Here is a 19,712-nt window from a genome sequence, read left to right as displayed (position 1 = left end):
TCGTTTCCGATGGCGCCGGAGGGCGCGATCAGGCGTCGGCTTCGACCACGACCTTGACCGTGGTTTCCACGTCGGCGTGCAGGCGCACCAGCACCTCGTACTCGCCGATGTTGCGGAACGCGCCTTCGCCCAGCACCACTTCGCCCTTCTCCAGCGGCATGCCGGCGGCGGTGAAGGCCTCGGCGATGTCGCGCGGGCCGACCGAGCCGTACAGCTTGCCTTCGGTGGAGGCGTTGGCCTTGACGGTCACGCTGGCGCCTTCCAGCTTGGCGGCGCGGGCTTCGGCGTCGTCGTGGATCGACTTGGCCTTGGCTTCGTACTCGGCGCGCTTGGCTTCGAACTCGGCGATGTTGGCGGCGGTGGCCGGCACGGCCTTGCCCTGCGGCACCAGGTAGTTGCGGCCATAGCCCGGCTTGACGTCGACCTTGTCGCCGAGGCCGCCCAGGTTGGTCACTTTCTGCAGAAGAATCAGTTGCATGGTCTTGCTCCGTTATTCGTTAGCGTCGGCACGCGGCCGCCGCAACGGGTGCTGTCCGAATAGGAGAAGCCGGGATTGGGGATTGGGGCGTCGGGATTGCGCCCGATCGACACCGCACTTTTCTAATCGCCAGACTTCGGTGGAATGCCCGCACCGGAGGGTGCGGGCCGTATCGCTCCGGGAGGCCCGGAATTAAACGTCGTGGTTGTCCGTGTACGGGATCAGCGCCAGGAAACGCGCGCGCTTGACCGCCGTGGCCAGCTGACGCTGGTACTTGGACTTGGTGCCGGTCACGCGGCTCGGCACGATCTTGCCGTTCTCGGTGAGGTACTGGCGCAGGGTGTTGAGATCCTTGTAGTCGATCTCCTTGACGCCCTCGGCGGTGAACTTGCAGAACTTGCGACGACGGAAGAACTTGGACATGAGCGTGCTCCTTAGGCGGCTTCGGCGGCGTCGCCGTCGGTTTCGGTGGCGGCGGCGGGCGCATCGCCCTCTTCGTCGTCGCGACGACGGCGCTCACCGCGCTCGGGCTTGTCGGCCTTCTCGTCCTTGCTCTTCATGATCAGCGACTGCTCGGTGTCGGCGCCATCGCGCTTGATCACCAGGTGGCGCAGCACCGCGTCGTTGAAGCGGAAGCTCTCGACCAGCTCGCTCAGCACGGCCTGGTCCACTTCGATGTTCAGCATGACGTAGTGGGCCTTCACCAGGTTCTGGATCGGGTACGCCAGCTGGCGGCGGCCCCAGTCTTCCAGACGGTGGATGGTGCCCTTGCCGTTCTCGACCAGCGACTTGTAGCGCTCGATCATGGCCGGGACCTGCTCGCTCTGATCCGGGTGGACCAGGAACACGATTTCGTAATGACGACTCATGGTGTGTACCTTTCGGATGTGGCCTTGCGGCCGGACAGCCCCCCGCGGTGCGACGGCGGTGGGGCAAGGACTCCTGCCGGGAAGGCAGGAAGCCGCACATTATGACCGAGATGCCCGGTCACCGACAAGCCAACCGTCCCCGGTGCGGGACACGAACGCCATGGCAGTGCACGAAGTCAATCGAATCAACGACTTGGATCAGCTCATAACCACATGCAGGCGATGCTGACTGCCCTGCAGGCAGCGGAACAGTCACGCGACCGTCGGCAATACACCAGGGACACAGAGACTGCGGGGCGTCGCCGGCGCAGTAGAACAGCCCCTAGTAGCGCCATGCGCGGGTTTCTCCGCAGCCGTCGCAGACGCCGTGTTCCTGCGCGACGCCCAGCGCATAGGCGTTGGGGTGATGCAGAACTCAGGCAGTTGCATGCGACAACCGGGGCGCCCTGCCCCGCGTCCTCCACGAGGAGGCCACGCAGCCGCAGCGGCGACGCTCAGGGCGCGCCGGCGTGCGCGGCGTCGGTGGTGAAGCTCTCGCCGCAGCCGCACTCGGCGGTGGCGTTGGGATTGCGGAACACGAAGGTCTCGCCCAGGCCCTGCTTGGCGAAGTCGATCTCGGTGCCGTCCACCAGCGGCAGGCTGGTCGCATCGACGTAGATGCGCACGCCGTCCTGCTCGAACACCGCATCGTCCGCACGCGCCTCGCGCGCCAGGTCGGTGACGTGACCCCAACCCGAACAACCGGTGCGCTCGACGCCGAAGCGCAATCCCAGGGCGCCGGGCGTCTGCGCGACGAAGCGCTGCACGCGGGCGTGGGCGATGGGGGTGAGACGGATGGCCATGACGAACTCCGGCGACTGCGAACGGACATTATAGGAAGGACGGCGGCCGATCGCCGCATGCCTCGCAAGCGCCGCGCTCCAGCCAGTACACTTGCCCCTTCCATATCGAGTCGCTGCGGCGAGGATTCAAGTCATGACGGTGGTGAGCGTTGCACATGCGCTGGCCGGGAAGATCCCGGAAGGCGGCGAAGTCACGGTGCGGGGATGGGTGCGCACGCTGCGCGGATCTGCCGGACTGGCTTTCATCAACGTGACCGACGGCTCCTGCTTCGCCCCGATCCAGGTGGTGGCGACCGACGCGCTGCCCAACTTCGACGAGGTCAAGCGGCTCACCGGCAGCTGCTCGCTGATCGCCAAGGGCGTGCTGGTGAAGTCGCAGGGCAAGGGCCAGTCGTACGAGATCCAGGCCAGCGCGGTCGAGGTGGTGGGCTGGGTCGAGGACCCGCTGACCTACCCGATCCAGCCCAAGCCGATGTCGCCGGAGTTCCTGCGCGAGGTCGCGCACCTGCGCCCGCGCACCAACCTGTTCGGCGCGGTGACGCGTATCCGCAACTGCCTGGCGCAGGCGGTGCACCGCTATTTCCACCAGAACGGCTACAACTGGATCAGCACGCCGATCATCACCACCTCCGACGCCGAAGGCGCCGGGCAGATGTTCCGCGTCTCCACCCTGGACATGGCCAACCTGCCGCGCGACGCGCAGGGCCAGGTCGACTTCGGCCGCGACTTCTTCGGCAAGGAGACCTTCCTGACCGTGTCCGGCCAGCTCAACGTCGAGGCCTACTGCCTGGCGCTGAGCAAGGTCTACACCTTCGGCCCGACCTTCCGCGCCGAGAACAGCCACACTACCCGCCACCTGGCCGAGTTCTGGATGATCGAGCCGGAGATCGCCTTCGCCGACCTGGCCGAGGACGCGCGCGTGGCCGAGGACTTCCTCAAGTACCTGTTCCGCGCGGTGCTGGACGAGCGCGCCGACGACCTGGCGTTCATCGCCGAACGCGTCGACAAGACCGCGATCAGCAAGCTGGAGACCTTCATCAACTCGCCGTTCGAGCGCATCGAGTACGGCGATGCGATCGGCCTGCTGCAGAAGTCCGGGCAGAAGTTCGAGTTCCCGGTGGAATGGGGCCTGGACCTGCAGACCGAGCACGAGCGCTGGCTGACCGAGCAGCACGTCGGCCGTCCGGTGGTGGTGACCAACTACCCCGAGCACATCAAGGCCTTCTACATGCGCCTGAACGATGACGGCAAGACCGTCGCGGCGATGGACGTGCTGGCGCCGGGCATCGGCGAGATCATCGGCGGCAGCCAGCGCGAGGAGCGCCTGGACGTGCTCGACGCGCGCATGCTGCAGTTCGGCCTGGATCCGCAGCACTACGGCTGGTACCGCGATTTCCGCCGCTACGGCACGGTGCCGCACGCCGGCTTCGGCCTGGGCTTCGAGCGCCTGGTGGTCTACGTGTGCGGGCTGAGCAACATCCGCGACGCCATCCCCTACCCGCGCGCGCCGGGCAGCGCCGAGTTCTGAGGCGAGCCGGGGAGCGCACGCCATGATCCTGTTCTTCGCGCTGTGCTTCGTCGGCGTGGCGATCGCCGGCGCCAGCGCGTTCCTGATCTTCTGGCCGCTGACCCTGGTGCACATCCGCGACCGCCATCCGCCGCTGGTGGCGGCGTTCGGGCCGGGCGCCTTCCTCAAGCCGGTCGCGCTCGGCTGGCTGCTGGCGCGGCGCTACCGCCCGCTCGGCGACCGCGGGCTGTCCGGCCTGGCGACACCGGCCTGGCTGTCGCTGATGACCATCTTCTTCGGCCTGGGCATGGCCGCCCTGCTCTGGCTGCTTTCCCTGGTGATTCCATGACTTCAGATTCTCCCGCCCACGATCAGTGGTACCTGGCCAGCCTAGGCCGCCTGCTGGTGTGGGCGCGCCTGCGCGTGCGCGACGCCGGCACCGCCGAGGTGCTGGACAGCGACGGCAATACCCTCAGCTACGACAGCGAGGACACCGCCCGCGCGGCGCTGTTCGACGCCGAGTTCGTCGCCTTCGATGGCCTGGACGAGGACGATGCGCGGACGCGCGGCTTCTCGCTGGGCGAGGTGTCGCCGCCGCAGGCCGACGACGATGCCGGCCTGCGCGGGCGCATGACCCAGACCCTGGGCGCGCGCGCCTGATCCGGCGATGCACGTTCCGCCCGCCTTCGCCGAAAGCGACCTGGGCGCGCTCGATGCGCTGATCGCGGACAACCCGTTCGCCACCCTGGTCACCGTCGCCGATGGCCTGCCCTGCGCCACGCCGTTGCCGGTGCTGTACCGGCGCGACGGTGAACGCATCCTGGTCGAAGGCCATTGGTCGCGCGCCAACCCGCAGGCGCGGCACGCCGGGCCGGCCTTGCTGATCGTGCACGGCCCGCACGCCTACGTTTCGCCAAGCTGGTACCCGGACAAGGAAGCGATGGCGCGGGTGCCGACCTGGAACTACGCCACTGCGCACCTGCACGGGCAGTTGCACCCTAGCGACGACGAAGCGCTGCTGGCCGATGTGGTGGCGCGGCTGAGCGAACGCCATGAGCGCGCGCTGGGCAGCGAGTGGCGCTACGAGCCGGACAACGACGCGCACCGGCGCCAGTTGCGCGGCATCGTCGGTTTCCGTTTCCAGGTCGAGCGGGTCGAGCTGAAGTTCAAACTCAGCCAGAACCATCCGCCGGCGAACCAGGCTGCGGTGCGCGAGGCGCTGCAGGCCCAGGCGAACTCCGGTGCGCAAGCCGTCGCGGCGCTGATGCACGTGCGACGCCCGGACTGATCCCACGTCGCCACGCAGCGGCTGACGGGACCTCGCACCGTCGCCACCCGGCTGCGCCGCCGCGGCGTGCGCCGCCTCACCCGCAGCGGCTGGCCGGCCCCTGGCGGTCGTGCTCGGCACGACGCGCACTGGCCCTGCCGCCTTCCAGCGGCGACAGGCCTTCGCGGATCGCATAGCGCGTCAGTTGCGCGATGCTCTGCATGCCCAGCTTGAGCATGATGTGCTCGCGATGGGTGCCGATGGTCTTGACGCTGATGTGCAGGCGCGCGGCGATCTCCTTGGTCGACAGCCCCTCGGACAGCAACTGCACGATCTCGCGTTCGCGCGAGGTCAGCAGCGTGTAGGCCGAGACCGCGTCGCCGGGCGGACAGCGGTACTCGCTGACCAGCGACTGCGACAGCTGCGGGCTGATGTACAGCTGGTCGTTGCCGACCTGCTGGATCGCGCGCAGCAATTCGTGGAAGGTGCTGTTGCGCGCCAGGTAGCCCTTGGCGCCGGCATCGATGACCGCGCGCACGTTGGCCGCGGCGTCGGAGGCGGCAATGCAGATCGCCTTGCTGCGCGGGCTGCGCTGCAACAGCCGGCGGGTGGCCTCGATGCCGTTGAGGCCAGGCAGCATCACGTCCATCAGCACGACATCCGGCTGCCGTCGGGTCACCAGTTGCACGCACTCCAATCCGTCGACCGCGTGGCCGACCACCTCGATGCCCGACGTATTGTTCAACAGGGCGACCATGCCCTCCAGCACGATGCTGCGTTCGGCGGCAATCACGATACGTGTGTTCATTCTCTACCTGTGTTCGCAATGGATCTCCAACGCGCGACCGCGCGGTAACCCGCGTCCCATGCAGCGCGACGCGCCCCTTTTCTTCAACCGATGCGACAGCGCTGAACCCGCGCTTGCGTTGCGCCCCCAGCTTGTCACGCTGCGCGATGGCAGCCATCGGGTTCAGGCTGATATGGGCGAGCAGGACGGCTGAAATTGTGCGAATTACCGCATTCGTCCAGTTTCGTAGACAGAATCTCGTGCTAGCGCGCTCGGCCTGTGACGCAGACCGAAGTCCTGCGTCGCGATCGATGCTGAGGGCGCGCGCGGTGCGGACGCCACGCGACTGCCATCCGGGCACGTCCAACGCCCGGCTTCGCCGCGCGACACGAGGTCTGATGGAGCGGCGCGCGTCCCGTCCTGCGGGATCCGCCACGATGGAGCTTCCCGGCCACGCCAGTCGCAGCCGCACGCCGTTCCTGCGTGTGGGTCCGGTTCGCGAGGAGAGGCGCGCTTCAGTCGGACGACGCTGACGGCGGCGGCAGCCGTGCGGCTTCCACCTGCAGCATCGCGCGGGCGAACTCGGCGAGACGTTGCTGGATCGCTGCCGGCGGCGTGCCCGCCTCGATCGACTGTTGCAACGCCATCAGTTGCGCGGCCAGTTCGCCCTGCCAGCGCATGCGCTCGGTGTCGTTGCTGGCGCGCTGCACCTCGAGCGAGGCCTGCGCCTGCGCCGAGGTGTCGCCGCGCACCAGCGTTTCCATGGCATCGACCAGGCGTTGCAGCAGGCGGTACACCGCCGTGGCGGAAAAGCCGCCCAGCATCGCCAGGGTCGGCTTGCCGAAGCTGCGCATGCTGCCGGTCTCGAACAGGTCCGGCGGCAGCACTTCGACCAGGATCAGGCCGGCGATCAGGCCCAGGATCATGCGCGCGCCATAGGAGGCGTCGTACTTGGGGTCGTAGCTGGCGTCGGCGACGTAGCGGTGCACCTGGAACAGCGAGGAGAACGAGGCGCCCAGGCCGGCGCAGAACAGCAGGAACAAGGCGTTCCACAGCAGCACGCTGCCGGACGAATCCAGGAATCCCAGGCGCACGTTGTCCGCGCTGACCTTGCTGGACAACGCCGTGGCCACCACCAGGAACAGGAACATCAGGGAGGTGGCAGTGAGCGCGCGCACCAGCGGCAGCGGGCCGAGCAGGGTCGCCCAGTGCGGGCGGCGGCGCTCGGCATCGAGCAGGAACACCGCCTGCGGCGTCGCCGGGCGGATCAGTTGCGCCAGCCGCCGATGGGTCACCGCCAGTTCGTGCGCGCGCACCTCGATGTCGCTGTCGCCGGCCGCGCCTTCCGATGAACCGACGCTCACCAGCACCGACAGGCGTGCGATCAGTTCCGGCGGCACCGCCAAGCCGTGCTCGAGCGCATAGCGGGCCATCGCTTCGCACTCGGCGAGCAACTGCGGCAGGATGCCCGGCGGCGGCAGCCGCGGCACGCCACTGTGGGCCGCGGTCAGCCGGCGCCGCAACGCGCCGGCCAGCATCTTGATCCAGACGTTCATTGCGCCACTCCTGGACGGAAACGGCGGCCGGCGCCCATGCGCCACGGATTACCGGCTGGCGGACACGCGCTTCAGCGGCACGAGTTGTGGGGACTTCCCGGCCTTGCCCGCGATCTGGAGACTGACGCCCCCGTCCGGCGTTGCACGCAAGACCAGCCGGCCGTCGCTCAGTTCCGCGCAGTGCCCCTTGTCGTTCATGTCCAGCGAATACACCGCCGCATCCGCGCGCATGCCAACGTAGCGCGCCTGCACCTTGCAGCCCCAGGGCGTGCCGTAGTGCAGTTCCACCGTGCGACTGCCTGGCGCCTGCGGGCTGGGAGAGACCGTCACCTCCAGGGTCGGCTTTTCGAGGATCTTTCCGCCAGAGTCCAGCCCCTGCCATGTGCCCGTCAGCGGACTGGGCCGACCAGGATCGGTGTGCAGCACCACCAGCAGGGCCTTGCCGTCGACGAACAGCCGCAGGTCGTCGCCACTGCGCTGCACGCGCAGCGGCTTGCCCATCAACTTGTCGCAGTAGGCTCCCCCGTTGATCGAGTCCAGAACGAAGCCCCCAGCCCGCTGCGGCTTGACCAGCGCGTTGCAGTTCAGCGGCGAGCCGAAGGCGAGCCTGGCCTGGCCGCTGTCCTGGACCAGGCGCAGCGCGACCAGATTCTCCGCACCGGGCGGTTGTGCCTCCAGCGTCAGGGTGCCGCTCCACTGGCCAGCCGGCAGCGCCTCGGCGTTGGCCGCCGCGTCCGGCTTGGCCGCAGTGGCCGCCTGCGGCGCGGCGCCGGCAGCGGATGGCAAGGCCAGGCACAGCGCCAGCCAAAGCGGGAAATGTGCAACACCACGCGAACGGATACGCATGCGACTCTCCTCTGGAAATACGAAAGGGAAACGAACGGTGCGGTCAGTGCAGGCCGAGCCAGACCAGCGCCACCACGACCGCCGCCAGCAACAGGGCCGCAAGCAGCCACAGCCCCCGCCGTCGACGCCGGCGCAAGCGCTGCGCGCGGGCCAGCGAGCGCAGGTCGATGTGCAGCTCTCGGCACCATAGGTCGGTGTCGTGCCGCGACAGCAGGAAGCCGTGTCTACGCATGTGCCGTCTCCTGGTCTGGGTCGTGCGGGGTGGCCGGTTCGGACAGGTGCCACAGCTTCAGCTGCTGCCCGTCGAACAGCACCTCGCCGACCGGGGTATGGGTACCGCGGAACAGGATCTGCAGGCGGTGGCCGGGACGTCGCGGCCTTCGCGGCGACACCTGCAGCAGCAGGCGCGGCGCCTCGTCCGGCATCTCCACCACTTCCAGTTCCACATCGAAGGACAGGGCCAGTTCGCCGATCTGCGGCAGTTGCCACGCACGCAGTTCCCACAGCGGGATCTGCAATGCCGGCGGCTCGGCCTCCTCGGTCACCACCTGCACGGTCTCCGCCGCGCCGAAGCACGCGCGCAGTGCCCGCTCGTGGCGCGCCCGGCAGCGCCGCTGCGCATCCAGCAAGGCCGCCGACAGTCCCTGCAGCAGCAGGTCGAAGTCGCAACGCAGCCCGGCCATCAGTCGTCCTTCAGCCAGCCGGGCTTGCGCGGGAAGCCCACGTGGTAGCACAGCCACTGCATCACCACCTGGTGCTCGCCGATCTGCAGCACGGCGAAATTCTTCTCGGTGCCGATGATCGCGCCCTTGGGCGAATCGCTCAGACACCGGTTGAGCAGAGCCCGCGCCGCTTCGATCTGCTCGGGCGTTTGCATCTGCGTCGGGTTGTCGCTACCGACCACGACCCGCTTGACGAACTTGACTTCAGTGAGGTCGAACATGGTTGACGAGTCCCCCGACGAGATGGTTCAACGGATCGCTAGCGGATTACGGGGTGACCGCAACCGGCTTGCCGACCTTGCGCGGGGCGACCGCGGTCTGCAGGATGTCCAGCACCCGCGCCAGGCCTTCCGGCGGCCCCTTGTCCGCGGCATGCACCGAGACGTGGTACTTGGCCGAGTTGTCCGAGCTGCGCGTGTTCTCCTTGCTCGTGGCCACCGAGCCCTGGATGTGCACCTTGGCCTTGAACAGGCCGAAGCCGTATTCCACGTCCGCCGACATCGACGCCGAGGCATCGGTCTTGGACTTTTCGGAGAAGGACGACTTCACTTCCATGTCGAAGGTGACGTCCACGGTCTGGATGCTCAGGCTGGGCACGTTGACGATGGCCAGCAGCGGCACTTCCAGCTCGACCTCTTCCTCGGCGATGCCGCCGGCCTTGTCCGGGTCGTCGACCGGCCGCTTGAAGCGGAAGCTGGCGGTGCGGGTCGCGCCGGTGCCCTGCGGATCCTTGGGATCGGTCGGCGGCAGGAAGCCGATGACGCGGATGAAATCGGCGGTGGCGCGGGCCAGCTTGACCTGCGCGTCGCAGGCCGCATCGAGCGGTCCGCCGATCAGGTCGCCCATGGGCAGACCCTTGAATTGACTTGACATGTTGACGAGTTCGTCAGCCATTGCAGTGACTCCTTAGTTGGTGGGATTGGTTACATCGTCCGTGCCCGCGACGTCCGGCTTGTCGGCCATGACCGTCTTGAACACGCCCTGCGTCTGCGCCAGATGGTTGAGCAATCTGGCCGCTCCGTCAGTCGGTTCGGTGCCTTCCACGCGCAATACGACGTGGACGGCACTCTGGCGCTGGCTCCGCGCGCTGGCGCTGGTATCCACGCGCACGCTGGAACGGGTGGCGGTGCGCTTGGCCTGCCAGGCCGCCTGCGGGCCGGGCGGTTCCGGCGCGAAGAAGCCGTCGGCGGACTGCAGGCCGCCGAGGTCGCCGAGCTGCGCATCGAAGCTGATCTCCACGTCCTTGATCCGCAGCACGTTGGTCGAGACCAGCGGCAGCAGCGGCGCGCGGTAGTAGTCCTCGTCGCCCTCGGCCGCCTGCGGGTGCTGCGACGGCAGGCGGATGATCACGCTCTTGGGCCGGTGGAACTCGTCGAAGTAGTCGCCGAGGTTGGCCATCTGGTGCTGCTCGATGCGGTCCTGCGCCTCGATCACCGCGCCGGCCAGCGCTTCGATCAGGTCGTTCAATGCGGTCGGTCCAGCCATGGTCGCTCCGGGAGAAGGAAGGCCGCCGTCGGCGACGGCGGCGGATCGGCGGCGCGCGCCGGGCGCGCTCGCTCAGCTCAGGTCAGCTCAGGTCAGATCGGGAAAGGAGTCGGTGCGCGCCAGCCAGCCCTTGAGGAACTTGCCCAGCGGCGGCTTGGCCGCGACCAGGCGCTGGTAGTAGTCGCGCCGGCCCTGCTTGTAGCGTGCGTACAGATCGCGCTGGTCGGCGGCCTTCAGCGCCGCCAGGGTGGCCGGGCCGAACTTGCCGTCCTCCGGCAGCTTCAGCGCCGGCGTCTGCGCGTTGAGCACGCGCTGCAGCAGCTTGATGGCGTTGTTGCCGGCGTTGACCTGGAAGTCGAACAGGATGTTGGCAAGCGGCTGCAGCGCGATCTCGTCGCCATGCACCGCATTCCAGTAGCAGGTCTTGTAGATCACCCCGGCCTGCGCGTCGGTGAGCGCACGCAGATTGTCCAGGGTCGGCTCCAGTTGCAGCAGGCTCTTGGCGTACAGGCGAAACGTGGCCAGGGTGACGCCCTTGTTGGTGGCACCGCCCGGGTCCACCGGATCGTTGACGAAGCCGCCCTCATGCTTGAGCAGGGTCGGAAAGAATGCGTTGAAGTCGGCCATGGGATCCTCCGCTGATGCCCGGTGTGGGCGTGGAGGAAGTCTGCGCAGCGGCCCGCATCGGCGGGATCGGCAAAAGCCCGATCCGGCAGCGCCTGCGCACTGAGCCGCCGCGCGTATCCGCAAGCCGGGCATGCAGGCGCTGCATCGGCGCGGACCGCGCGCCGGCCGCGGGCTTCTGGGATAATGGCCGGCAATGAGCAAAATCGCCGAACTCCTGCGCAACAATCGCGCCTGGTCCGATCGCATCAGTCGCGAAGACCCGGATTTCTTCAGCCGCCTGTCCAAACAGCAGACGCCGGAGTACCTGTGGATCGGCTGCTCCGATTCGCGGGTGCCGGCGAACCAGATCATCGACATGGCACCGGGCGAGGTATTCGTCCACCGCAACATCGCCAACGTGGTCGTGCACACCGACCTCAACTGCCTGTCGGTGATCCAGTTCGCGGTCGAGGTGCTGAAGGTGCGGCACATCCTGGTCGTGGGCCACTACGGCTGCGGCGGCGTGCACGCGGGCCTGACCCGCGCGCGGCTGGGCCTGGTCGACAACTGGATCCGCCACGTCACCGACGTGGCCGAGAAGCACGAGCAGTGCCTGCAGCAGGCCGGCGACCTCAACGTGCAGCATGCGCGCCTGTGCGAGCTCAACGTGCTCGAGCAGGTGGTCAACGTCAGCCGGACCTCGATCGTGCTCGACGCCTGGGCGCGCGGCCAGGAACTGACCGTGCACGGTTGGGTCTACAGCCTGCGCGACGGCCGCGTGCACGACCTGGGCATGGAACTGGACCGCATCGAGGATCTGGTTCCGCGCTACGACGCCGCCCTGGCGCGGATCGGCCAGGACCGCGAGGACCGCTGAGCGGTCCGCCGCTCCGTCCCTTTCCGCAAGGAACCCCCATGCTCCCCGGCCCGCTCAACCTGCACGCCTGGATCGACGCCCACCGCCACCTGCTCAAGCCGCCGGTGGGCAACAAGTGCCTGTATGCCGGCGACTTCATCGTCATGGTGGTCGGTGGGCCGAACGCGCGCAGCGACTACCACTACGACGAAGGCCCGGAGTGGTTCTACCAACTCGAAGGCGAGATGGTGCTGAAGATCCAGGAAGACGGCGCGGTGCGCGAGATCCCGATCCGCGCCGGCGAGACCTTCCTGCTGCCGCCCAAGGTGCCGCACTCGCCGCAGCGCGGACCCGACTCGGTCGGCCTGGTGATCGAGCGGCGACGCCTGCCACACGAGCAGGACGGCCTGCTGTGGTTCTGCGAGCGCTGCAACCACCTGCTGCACGAAGCCTACTTCCCGCTGCAGGACATCGAGACCGACTTCCCGCCGGTGTTCGCGCGCTTCTATGCCTCCGAAGCGCTGCGCACCTGCGCCCGCTGCGGCCACGTGCATCCGCTGCCGGCGGCCGCCGCGCCGTGATCGCCTGGCGCCCGCGCCATTCGGGACCGCAATGCTGCGCAGCCTGATCGCGCTCAAGCCGCGCGACGTGCCGGTGCGCGTGGCCCTGCGCAACACCGCCGCGGTGGTCGCGCCGCTGGCGCTGGGCGTGGCCGCCGGCCATGCCGAGCTGGGCCTGGCGGTGTCCACAGGCGCGCTCAACACCATGTTCTCCGACCAGCCCGGCCCGTACCGGGCGCGGATGCAGCGCATGCTGATGGCGGCGCTGGCGGCGGGCGTCGCCGCGCTGCTCGGCATGCTGATCGGCGCGCATACCGTGGCGCTGGCGCTGAGCGCGCTGCTGCTCGGCCTCGGCGGCGGCCTGCTGGTGGCGTTGGGCCCGGTGGCGGCGCGGGTCGGGCTGACCAGCATGATCCTGCTGGTGGTCAGTGCCGACGTGCGCCTGCCGCCGCTGCAGAGCGTGGGCGTGGCCACGCTGATCTTCGCCGGCGGCGTGCTGCAGATGCTGATGGCGCTGGCGGCCTGGCCGCTGCAGCGCTACCGTCCGGAGCGCTTCGCGCTGGCCGACCTGATGCGGCAACTGGCCGGCATCGCCCGCCAGCGGCCGAGCGCGACCGCGGCGCCGCCGGCCACCGAGGCGGTGCTGGAGGCGATGGTGATGCTGCACGGCGAACACCGCTCGCGTGGGCGTGCGGTGCAGGCGTTCCGGGTCATCGCCGAATTGTGCGAACGCGCGCGGCTGGAACTGCTGACCCTGGCCGACCTGCACGGACGCCTGGAGCCGGCATCGCCGGCGCGGCTGCCGATCGAACGCGTGCTCGAGCGCAGCGCGGTGGTGCTGGACCAGCTCGCGCACGCACTGGACAGCGCCGAGGACCCAGACGCGGCCACTGCGTCGATGACCGGATTCGACGATCTGGTGGACGCGCTGGCGCAGGTGCAGGCGCAGGCCGAGGACACGCGCGAGCGACGCCTGCTGCGCATCGCGGTGGCGCGCGCACAGGGCCTGGGCGGCCAGCTGCGCGCGCTGGCACGCAACGGCCGCTGGGCCAGCAGCCGCGGCGAGATCCAGGCCGAACTGGCCGAAGCGCAGTTGCCGGCGGCACTGCGCCCGCTGGCGCCGCTGCAGACCTTGCGGGCCAACCTGAATCTGTCTTCGGTGGCGTTCCGCCACGCGCTGCGCTGCGGGGTGTGCCTGGCGCTGGCGGTGCTGTTCACGCGCTGGCAGGCGATCCCGCACGGCTACTGGATCCCGATGACCACGGCGATCGTGCTCAAGCCGGATTTCGGCGGCACCCTCAGCTTCGGCGCGCTGCGCGTGGCCGGCACCTTCGCCGGGCTGCTGCTGGCCACCGTGCTGGCCCACTTCGTGATGGACGGGGCGGTGGTGCGGCTGCTGTTGCTGACCGTGTTCTGCCTGGGGTTCCGCCTGCTGACCCAGGTCAACTACGGGCTCGGCGTGGCATCGCTGACCGGCATGCTGGTGCTGTTGCTGTCGTTCGAGGGCATGGCCCCGGGCGAGGCGATCGGCGAGCGCATCCAGGCCACCGTGCTCGGCAGCGCACTGGCGCTGGCCGCCTACGCGCTGTGGCCGACCTGGGAACGCAAGCACATCCGCGCGATCCTGGCGCAGTTGCTGCTCGCCTACCGCGACCATCTCGACGCGGTGCTGGAAGGCCGCCTGCAGGCGCTGCCGGAGACCCGCGCGGCCTCGCGCACCGCGCGCACCAACGCGCAGGCCTCGATCGAACGCCTGCGCGGCGAACCACGGCGCAAGCGCAACCTGCGCGAACTCACCCTGGCCGAGTCGGTGCTGGCCAACGGCAACCGGCTGATCCGCGCCTCGCTGGCGCTGGAGGCGGTGCTGCGCGATGCGCCGCCACCGCCACCGCTGCCGGAACTGCAGCACTTCCGGCAGCAGGCGCATGCCGCGCTGACAGAACTGGCCGAGGGCCTGCGCAGCGGCACGCCGCCGCCGCAGGCCAGCCTGCGCGCGGACGAGCGGCGCCTGGCCGAGGCGTTGGCCGCGCAGGCGCAGGACGGCAGCGACGGCGGCGCCCTGTCCGCACTGGGCGACACCAGCGACCGCGTCGCCGACAGCATCGGCACCCTCACCCACCTGGTCCGCAGTGCGCTGCTGCCGGCGACCGCCGCCAACAAGGAACAACCAGCGGCGACTGCGCACCGCAGCGGGTGAAAACCGACGCGGCCTGCGCGCTCGGCAAGGCCCGCGCCGCAGCGCCCGCCCACGCCGCCCGGCAGTCACCTCACATCGTCCCGCACGCTCTAGACTCTCGCCCTGCTTCCCGGAACCCAATGCCGATGAACGAGATCCTGTCCCGCCAGCACGCCATCGCTCTCGACGCCGCCGATCCGCTGCGCGCCCTGCGCCAGGAGTTCCTGTTCCCGCAGCACCAGGGCGCCGACCAGGCCTATTTCGTCGGCAACTCGCTGGGCCTGCAGCCGCGCGGCGCGCGCGCCGCGGTGCAGGAGGTGCTGGACAAGTGGTCGTCGCTGGCGGTGGAAGGCCATTTCAACGGCGATACGCAGTGGATGACCTACCACGAACTGCTGGCCGCGCCGCTGGCGCGGCTGGTCGGCGCGCATCCGCACGAAGTGGTGGCGATGAACACGCTGACGGTGAACCTGCACCTGCTGATGGTCAGCTTCTACCGGCCCACCCGCGAGCGCCCGGCGATCCTGATCGAGGCCGGCGCGTTCCCCTCCGACCAGCACGCGGTGGCCTCGCAGATCCGCTTCCACGGCTTCGACCCGGCCACCGACCTGATCGAAGTGCAGCCCGACGGCGCCGACGGCACCGTGTCGCTGGCGGCGATCGAGCGCGCCATCGCCGAACACGGCCCGCGCCTGGCGTTGGTGCTGTGGCCGGGCGTGCAGTACCGCACCGGCCAGGCTTTCGACTTGGCCGCGGTGGCGCGGCTGGCGCGTGCGGCCGGCGCCGCGGTCGGCTTCGATCTGGCCCACGCCATCGGCAACGTGCCGCTGCACCTGCACGATGCCGCCCCGGACTTCGCGGTGTGGTGCCACTACAAATACCTCAACGCCGGCCCCGGCGCGGTCGCCGGCGCCTTCGTGCACGCGCGTCATGGCCACGGCGACACCCCGCGCTTCGCCGGCTGGTGGGGCCACGACAAGCGCACCCGCTTCCGCATGGCGCCCGAGTTCGTCGCCGCGCCCGGCGCCGACGGCTGGCAGCTGAGCAATCCGCCGATCCTGAGCATGGCGCCGCTGCGCGCCTCGCTGGACCTGTTCGAGCGCGCCGGGCCGGATGCGCTGCGGCAGAAGTCGCAGCAACTCACCGGCTACCTGGAGACGCTGATTCGCGCCCGCCTGGCCGATACCCTGCAGATCATCACCCCGTCCGACCCGGCGCAACGCGGCTGCCAGCTGTCGCTGCGCGTGGCCGGCGGCCGCGAGCGCGGCCGCGCCCTGTTCGAGTACCTGCAATCGGTCGGCGTGCTCGGCGACTGGCGCGAGCCGGACGTGATCCGGATCAGCCCGGTGCCACTGTACAACCGCTACCGCGACGTCTACCGCTTCGTCGAGGAAGTGGAAACCTGGGCCGGCGTCTGAGCCGCCTTCTTCGCGCGGCCAGCGGCCGCGTCTTCCGGACACCGCATTGAACGCATCCCCGCGCAGCATCACCCTGATCGGCGCCGGCCTGGCCGGCTCCCTGCTCGCCATCTTGCTCTCGCGCCAGGGCTGGCAGGTCACCGTCTACGAGCGCCGCGGCGACCCGCGCGTGCACGACTACGAGCGCGGCCGCTCGATCAACCTGGCCCTGGCCGAACGCGGCCTGCACGTGCTGCGCCAGGCCGGCGCCGATGTCGCAGTGATGGCCAAGGCGGTGATGATGCGCGGGCGCATGGTGCATTTCGCCGACGGCCAGCAGCAGCTGCAGCGCTATGGCCGCGACGACAGCGAGGTGATCTGGTCGGTACACCGCAACGATCTCAACATCACCCTGCTGCAACTGGCCGAGCAGGCCGGCGCGCGCATCCATTTCTACCGGCGCCTGCACACGGTGGATTTCGACGCCGGCTATGCGCGTTTCATCGACGACCGCGACGACCAGCCGCACGACATCCGCTTCGACAGCATGATCGGCGCCGACGGCGCCGGCTCGGCGCTGCGCGCGGCGATGCAGCGCAAGGCACCGATGGCCGAGCACATCGAGTTCCTCGACCACTCGTACAAGGAACTGGAGATCCCGCCCGGCGCCGACGGCGGCTTCCGCATCGAACCCAACGCGCTGCACATCTGGCCGCGCGGGCACTACATGTGCATCGCCCTGCCCAATCACGAAGGCACCTTCACCGTCACCCTGTTCCTGCCCAACAAGGGCGAGCCCAGCTTCGCCACCGTGCGCAACGGCGAGGAGGCGCTGGCGCTGTTCGCGCGCGATTTCGCCGATGCGCTGCCGCTGATGCCGCAACTGGCCGAGCATTGGGAGCAGCACCCGCCGGGCCTGCTCGGCACGCTGCGCCTGGAGCGCTGGCACCTGGGCGGCCGCGCGGTGCTGCTGGGCGACGCCGCGCACGCGATGGTGCCGTTCCACGGGCAAGGCATGAACTGCGCGTTCGAGGATTGCGCCGCGCTGGCCGCGCACCTGCGCCGCGAGCCGGACCTGGCGCGCGCCTATGCCGCCTTCGAGGCCGAGCGCAAGCCCAATGCCGGCGCGATCCAGCAGATGGCGCTGGAGAACTACGTGGAAATGCGCGACCGCGTCGGCGATGCGGGCTTCCTGCTGCAGCGCGAACTCGGCCAGGCGCTGCAGGCGCGGCACCCCACCCGCTTCGTGCCGCACTACACCATGGTCACCTTCCTGCGCACGCCGTACGCGCAGGCGCTGGAACGCAGCGAGGTGCAGCGCGACATCCTGGTCCAGGCCACGCAGGGCCACAGCGATCTGTCGCGGATCGACTGGCACTGGCTGGAACGCATCGTGCACACGCGGCTGGAACCGCTGGAGGGGGCGCATTGAGCTGGCGTAGCCTATCCGGACACCCGGTCTTCCGTAGGAGCGGCTTCAGCCGCGACAGACAATCCCGGTCACGCCGTCGCGGCTGAAGCCGCTCCTACAAGCATTCCCACGCTCCTAGCCTCGCCTGCCTCGCACCATTCGATTCGTCATGCCCGACAGCTTCCTCTTCTACGACCTGGAAACCTTCGGCGCCGATCCGCGGCGCACGCGCATCGCGCAGTTCGCCGCGGTGCGCACCGATGCCGAGCTGAACGTGATCGAGGAGCCGATCAGTTTCTTCGTCAAGCCGGCCGACGATCTGCTGCCCTCGCCGGTGGCCACCCTGATCACCGGCATCGCCCCGCAGCAGGCCTTGCGCGAAGGCATCAGCGAAGCCGAGGCGTTCGCGCGCATCGCCGAGCAGATGGCGCGACCGCAGACCTGCACGCTAGGCTACAACTCGTTGCGCTTCGACGACGAATTCGTGCGCCACGGCCTGTTCCGCAACTTCTACGATCCCTACGAACGCGAGTGGCGCAACGGCAACTCGCGCTGGGACCTGCTGGACATGCTGCGGCTGATGCACGCGCTGCGCCCGGAGGGCATCGTCTGGCCGCAGCGCGAGGACGGCGCCACCTCGTTCAAGCTGGAGCAACTGGCGCTGGCCAACGGCGTGCGCGACGGCGATGCGCACGAGGCGCTGTCCGATGTGTACGCCACCATCGGCATGGCCCGGCACTTCCGCCGCAGCCAGCCGCGGCTGTGGGAGTACGCGCTGAAGCTGCGCGACAAGCGCTTCTGCGGCAACCTGCTCGATGCGGTGGCGATGCAGCCGGTGCTGCACGTGTCGATGCGCTATCCGGCCGCGCGCCTGTGCGCGGCGCCGGTGCTGCCGTTGGCGCGGCATCCGCGCATCGACAGCCGGGTGCTGGTGTTCGACCTGGAAGGCGACATCGAGCCATTGCTGCGCTATACGCCGGAACAGATCGCCGACCGCCTGTACACACCGCAAGCCGACCTGCCCGAGGGCGAACAGCGCATCCCGCTCAAGGAGGTGCATCTGAACAAGGCGCCGGCGCTGGTCGCCTGGGCGCACCTGCGCGAAGCGGATTTCGCCCGGCTGCGGCTGGACCCGGCACAACTGCTGGCCAAGGCGGCGCGCCTGCGCGAAGCCGGCCCGGCGCTGGCGGAGAAGGTGCGGCGGGTATTCGCCAGCGAGCGCGCCGCGGTACCGGCGGATGTCGATGCCTCGCTATACGACGGCTTCCTGGCCGACGGCGACAAGCGCACGATGGCCCAGGTCCGCGCCACCCCACCGGCGCAACTGGCCGCGCTGGAAGGCCAGTTCCGCGATCCGCGCCTGCCCGAGCTGCTGTTCCGCTACCGCGCGCGCAACTGGCCGCAGAGCCTGTCCATCGCAGAGCAGGCGCGCTGGGACGATTACCGGCGGCAGCGCCTGCAGCAGGACAGCGGCCTGTCCGAACTGAACTTCGACACCTTCTATGCGGAACTGGCCGGTTTACGCCTGGCTCACCCGCAGGATGCTACCAAGCAAGCCCTGCTCGACCAGTTGGCCGCCTGGGGCCACGACCTGCAACGCAGCCTATGACCAGCTATTTCAGCGACGCCAGCTTCAAGTTCCTGCGTGCCCTGGCGCGGCACAACGACAAGGCCTGGTTCAACGACAACCGGCACAAGTACGAAGAGCACGTGCGCCAGCCGTTCCTGCGCCTGATCACCGACCTGCAGCCGGACCTGGCCCAGGTCAGCGAGCACTTCCGCGCCGATCCGCGCGGCGTCGGCGGCTCGCTGTTCCGCATCCACCGCGACGCGCGCTTCTCGCACGACAAGTCGCCTTACAAGACTTGGCAGGGTGCGCGCCTGTTCCATGAGCGGCGCAAGCAGGTGCCGGCGCCGTCGTTCTACATCCACCTGCAGCCGGGCGAAAGCTTCGTCGGCGCCGGCCTGTGGCATCCCGAGCCGGACACCCAACGCAAGGTGCGCCAGTTCATCTTCGACAATCCCGGCAGTTGGAAGGCCGCTGCGCATGCGCCGGCGCTGCGCCGCCGCTTCGATTTCGAGGAAAGCGAGATGCTGGTGCGCCCGCCGCGCGGCTTCCCGGCCGACTTCGAGTGCATCGACGACCTCAAGCACAAGAACTGGGTGTTCTGGCGCCAGCTCGACGACGCCACCATGACCGGCTCGCGGCTGCGCACGCAGATCGCCGCCGACCTGCAGACGCTGGGCCCGTTCGTGGACTATCTGTGCGCGGCGCTGGACCTGGAGTTCTGAGACGACAGCGCTTCGCGTACGCGACGGGCGTCACGGGTCGCGTCGGTCGCGGCTG

The 19,712-nt window shown here is 69.3% G+C and carries 25 protein-coding genes; 12 read left to right on the top strand and 13 right to left on the bottom strand.

Translation table 11 applies throughout. The annotated features are described in order from the left end of the window. Positions 1–28 precede the first annotated feature (28 nt). The 4 genes from rplI to J7357_RS03195 all read right to left on the bottom strand — a co-directional run bounded on the left by rplI (position 29) and on the right by J7357_RS03195 (position 2,189). Positions 29–478, bottom strand: coding sequence for a 50S ribosomal protein L9 (gene rplI / locus J7357_RS03210; RefSeq protein ID WP_010342531.1), 450 nt, complete (start codon positions 476–478; stop codon positions 29–31). 192 nt (positions 479–670) lie between these two features. Beyond that, a complete protein-coding gene (gene rpsR / locus J7357_RS03205; RefSeq protein WP_002804494.1) occupies positions 671–901 on the bottom strand; it encodes a 30S ribosomal protein S18 in 231 nt (76 codons plus the stop codon). Positions 902–912: 11 nt separating this feature from the next. Continuing rightward, positions 913–1,347: a 30S ribosomal protein S6 gene (rpsF, locus tag J7357_RS03200; RefSeq protein WP_010342529.1), complete on the bottom strand. Its 435-nt coding sequence runs from the start codon at positions 1,345–1,347 to the stop codon at positions 913–915. Positions 1,348–1,841: 494 nt separating this feature from the next. Next, a complete protein-coding gene (locus tag J7357_RS03195) occupies positions 1,842–2,189 on the bottom strand; it encodes an iron-sulfur cluster assembly accessory protein (protein ID WP_209244806.1) in 348 nt (115 codons plus the stop codon). 133 nt (positions 2,190–2,322) lie between these two features. Between J7357_RS03195 and asnS the strand changes: the two genes are divergently transcribed. The 4 genes from asnS to J7357_RS03175 are packed head-to-tail and all read left to right on the top strand — an operon-like array spanning position 2,323 to position 4,984. Then, positions 2,323–3,717 (top strand): asparagine--tRNA ligase, encoded by a 1,395-nt coding sequence (gene asnS / locus J7357_RS03190; RefSeq protein WP_019800122.1) that lies wholly within the window; start codon positions 2,323–2,325, stop codon positions 3,715–3,717. A gap of 22 nt (positions 3,718–3,739) precedes the next feature. Next, the gene (locus J7357_RS03185; RefSeq protein ID WP_017907180.1) at positions 3,740–4,045 is read left to right on the top strand and encodes a hypothetical protein; all 306 of its coding nucleotides are present in this window, start codon (positions 3,740–3,742) and stop codon (positions 4,043–4,045) included. Beyond that, the gene (locus tag J7357_RS03180; RefSeq protein ID WP_209244805.1) at positions 4,042–4,356 is read left to right on the top strand and encodes a hypothetical protein; all 315 of its coding nucleotides are present in this window, start codon (positions 4,042–4,044) and stop codon (positions 4,354–4,356) included. The genes J7357_RS03185 and J7357_RS03180 overlap by 4 nt, the downstream gene beginning before the upstream one ends. A 7-nt stretch (positions 4,357–4,363) precedes the next feature. After that, a complete protein-coding gene (locus J7357_RS03175) occupies positions 4,364–4,984 on the top strand; it encodes an FMN-binding negative transcriptional regulator (RefSeq protein ID WP_209244804.1) in 621 nt (206 codons plus the stop codon). Between the two features lie 76 nt (positions 4,985–5,060). Here the strand turns inward: J7357_RS03175 and J7357_RS03170 are convergent, their stop codons facing one another. Next, positions 5,061–5,771: a response regulator transcription factor gene (locus J7357_RS03170; RefSeq protein ID WP_019800574.1), complete on the bottom strand. Its 711-nt coding sequence runs from the start codon at positions 5,769–5,771 to the stop codon at positions 5,061–5,063. On the opposite strand from J7357_RS03170, the gene J7357_RS03165 reads away from it, so the two are divergent. Continuing rightward, positions 5,764–5,964 carry a hypothetical protein gene (locus J7357_RS03165; RefSeq protein WP_209244803.1) on the top strand — a complete coding sequence of 67 codons (201 nt, stop codon included), beginning with the start codon at positions 5,764–5,766 and terminating at the stop codon, positions 5,962–5,964. The two genes, J7357_RS03170 and J7357_RS03165, sit on opposite strands and share 8 nt — an antisense overlap. Positions 5,965–6,265: 301 nt before the next feature. Here J7357_RS03165 and J7357_RS03160 read toward each other — a convergent pair whose 3' ends face one another. The 8 genes from J7357_RS03160 to J7357_RS03125 form a co-directional block, all read right to left on the bottom strand. Continuing rightward, a complete protein-coding gene (locus J7357_RS03160) occupies positions 6,266–7,183 on the bottom strand; it encodes a hypothetical protein (RefSeq protein WP_343237385.1) in 918 nt (305 codons plus the stop codon). Positions 7,184–7,354: 171 nt separating this feature from the next. Further along, the gene (locus J7357_RS03155) at positions 7,355–8,152 is read right to left on the bottom strand and encodes a hypothetical protein (RefSeq protein ID WP_209244801.1); all 798 of its coding nucleotides are present in this window, start codon (positions 8,150–8,152) and stop codon (positions 7,355–7,357) included. Between the two features lie 43 nt (positions 8,153–8,195). Then, the gene (locus J7357_RS03150; protein ID WP_209244800.1) at positions 8,196–8,384 is read right to left on the bottom strand and encodes a hypothetical protein; all 189 of its coding nucleotides are present in this window, start codon (positions 8,382–8,384) and stop codon (positions 8,196–8,198) included. Continuing rightward, on the bottom strand, positions 8,377–8,835 hold the full coding sequence (locus tag J7357_RS03145) for a hypothetical protein (RefSeq protein WP_209244799.1): 459 nt from the start codon (positions 8,833–8,835) through the stop codon (positions 8,377–8,379). Before J7357_RS03145 ends, J7357_RS03150 begins: the two co-directional genes overlap by 8 nt. Next, positions 8,835–9,095 carry a hypothetical protein gene (locus J7357_RS03140; protein WP_019800580.1) on the bottom strand — a complete coding sequence of 87 codons (261 nt, stop codon included), beginning with the start codon at positions 9,093–9,095 and terminating at the stop codon, positions 8,835–8,837. Before J7357_RS03140 ends, J7357_RS03145 begins: the two co-directional genes overlap by 1 nt. Before the next feature lie 46 nt (positions 9,096–9,141). Next, the gene (locus tag J7357_RS03135) at positions 9,142–9,768 is read right to left on the bottom strand and encodes a DUF2589 domain-containing protein (protein ID WP_209244798.1); all 627 of its coding nucleotides are present in this window, start codon (positions 9,766–9,768) and stop codon (positions 9,142–9,144) included. A gap of 12 nt (positions 9,769–9,780) precedes the next feature. Next, a complete protein-coding gene (locus tag J7357_RS03130) occupies positions 9,781–10,359 on the bottom strand; it encodes a DUF2589 domain-containing protein (protein ID WP_209230850.1) in 579 nt (192 codons plus the stop codon). A gap of 87 nt (positions 10,360–10,446) precedes the next feature. Then, on the bottom strand, positions 10,447–10,986 hold the full coding sequence (locus tag J7357_RS03125; protein WP_209244797.1) for a glycosyl hydrolase 108 family protein: 540 nt from the start codon (positions 10,984–10,986) through the stop codon (positions 10,447–10,449). Positions 10,987–11,179: 193 nt separating this feature from the next. Here J7357_RS03125 and can point away from each other — a divergent pair, with 193 nt between their 5' ends. The 7 genes from can (at position 11,180) to J7357_RS03090 (ending at position 19,657) form a co-directional block, all read left to right on the top strand. Continuing rightward, a complete protein-coding gene (can, locus tag J7357_RS03120) occupies positions 11,180–11,842 on the top strand; it encodes a carbonate dehydratase (protein WP_010342513.1) in 663 nt (220 codons plus the stop codon). A 38-nt stretch (positions 11,843–11,880) separates the two neighbouring features. After that, positions 11,881–12,402 (top strand): 3-hydroxyanthranilate 3,4-dioxygenase, encoded by a 522-nt coding sequence (locus J7357_RS03115; RefSeq protein WP_010342512.1) that lies wholly within the window; start codon positions 11,881–11,883, stop codon positions 12,400–12,402. Between the two features lie 31 nt (positions 12,403–12,433). Then, positions 12,434–14,578: an FUSC family protein gene (locus J7357_RS03110; RefSeq protein ID WP_209244796.1), complete on the top strand. Its 2,145-nt coding sequence runs from the start codon at positions 12,434–12,436 to the stop codon at positions 14,576–14,578. 125 nt (positions 14,579–14,703) lie between these two features. Beyond that, positions 14,704–15,975, top strand: a complete 1,272-nt coding sequence (gene kynU, locus J7357_RS03105; protein WP_209244795.1) for a kynureninase — start codon at positions 14,704–14,706, stop codon at positions 15,973–15,975. Between the two features lie 46 nt (positions 15,976–16,021). Continuing rightward, entirely contained in the window at positions 16,022–17,386 is a 1,365-nt protein-coding gene (locus J7357_RS03100) for an NAD(P)/FAD-dependent oxidoreductase (RefSeq protein ID WP_209244794.1), read from the top strand. 148 nt (positions 17,387–17,534) lie between these two features. Next, on the top strand, positions 17,535–18,974 hold the full coding sequence (gene sbcB / locus J7357_RS03095; protein WP_209244793.1) for an exodeoxyribonuclease I: 1,440 nt from the start codon (positions 17,535–17,537) through the stop codon (positions 18,972–18,974). Further along, entirely contained in the window at positions 18,971–19,657 is a 687-nt protein-coding gene (locus J7357_RS03090; RefSeq protein ID WP_209244792.1) for a DUF2461 domain-containing protein, read from the top strand. The genes sbcB and J7357_RS03090 overlap by 4 nt, the downstream gene beginning before the upstream one ends. The last annotated feature ends 55 nt before the right edge of the window (positions 19,658–19,712 follow it).

The sequence above is a fragment of the Xanthomonas sp. D-109 genome (assembly GCF_017746095.1).
GTDB classification, from domain to species: Bacteria; Pseudomonadota; Gammaproteobacteria; order Xanthomonadales; family Xanthomonadaceae; genus Xanthomonas_A; species Xanthomonas_A sacchari.
The sequence above is the reverse complement of the archived record's forward strand: the minus strand, read 5'-3'. Positions and strand labels throughout refer to the sequence as shown.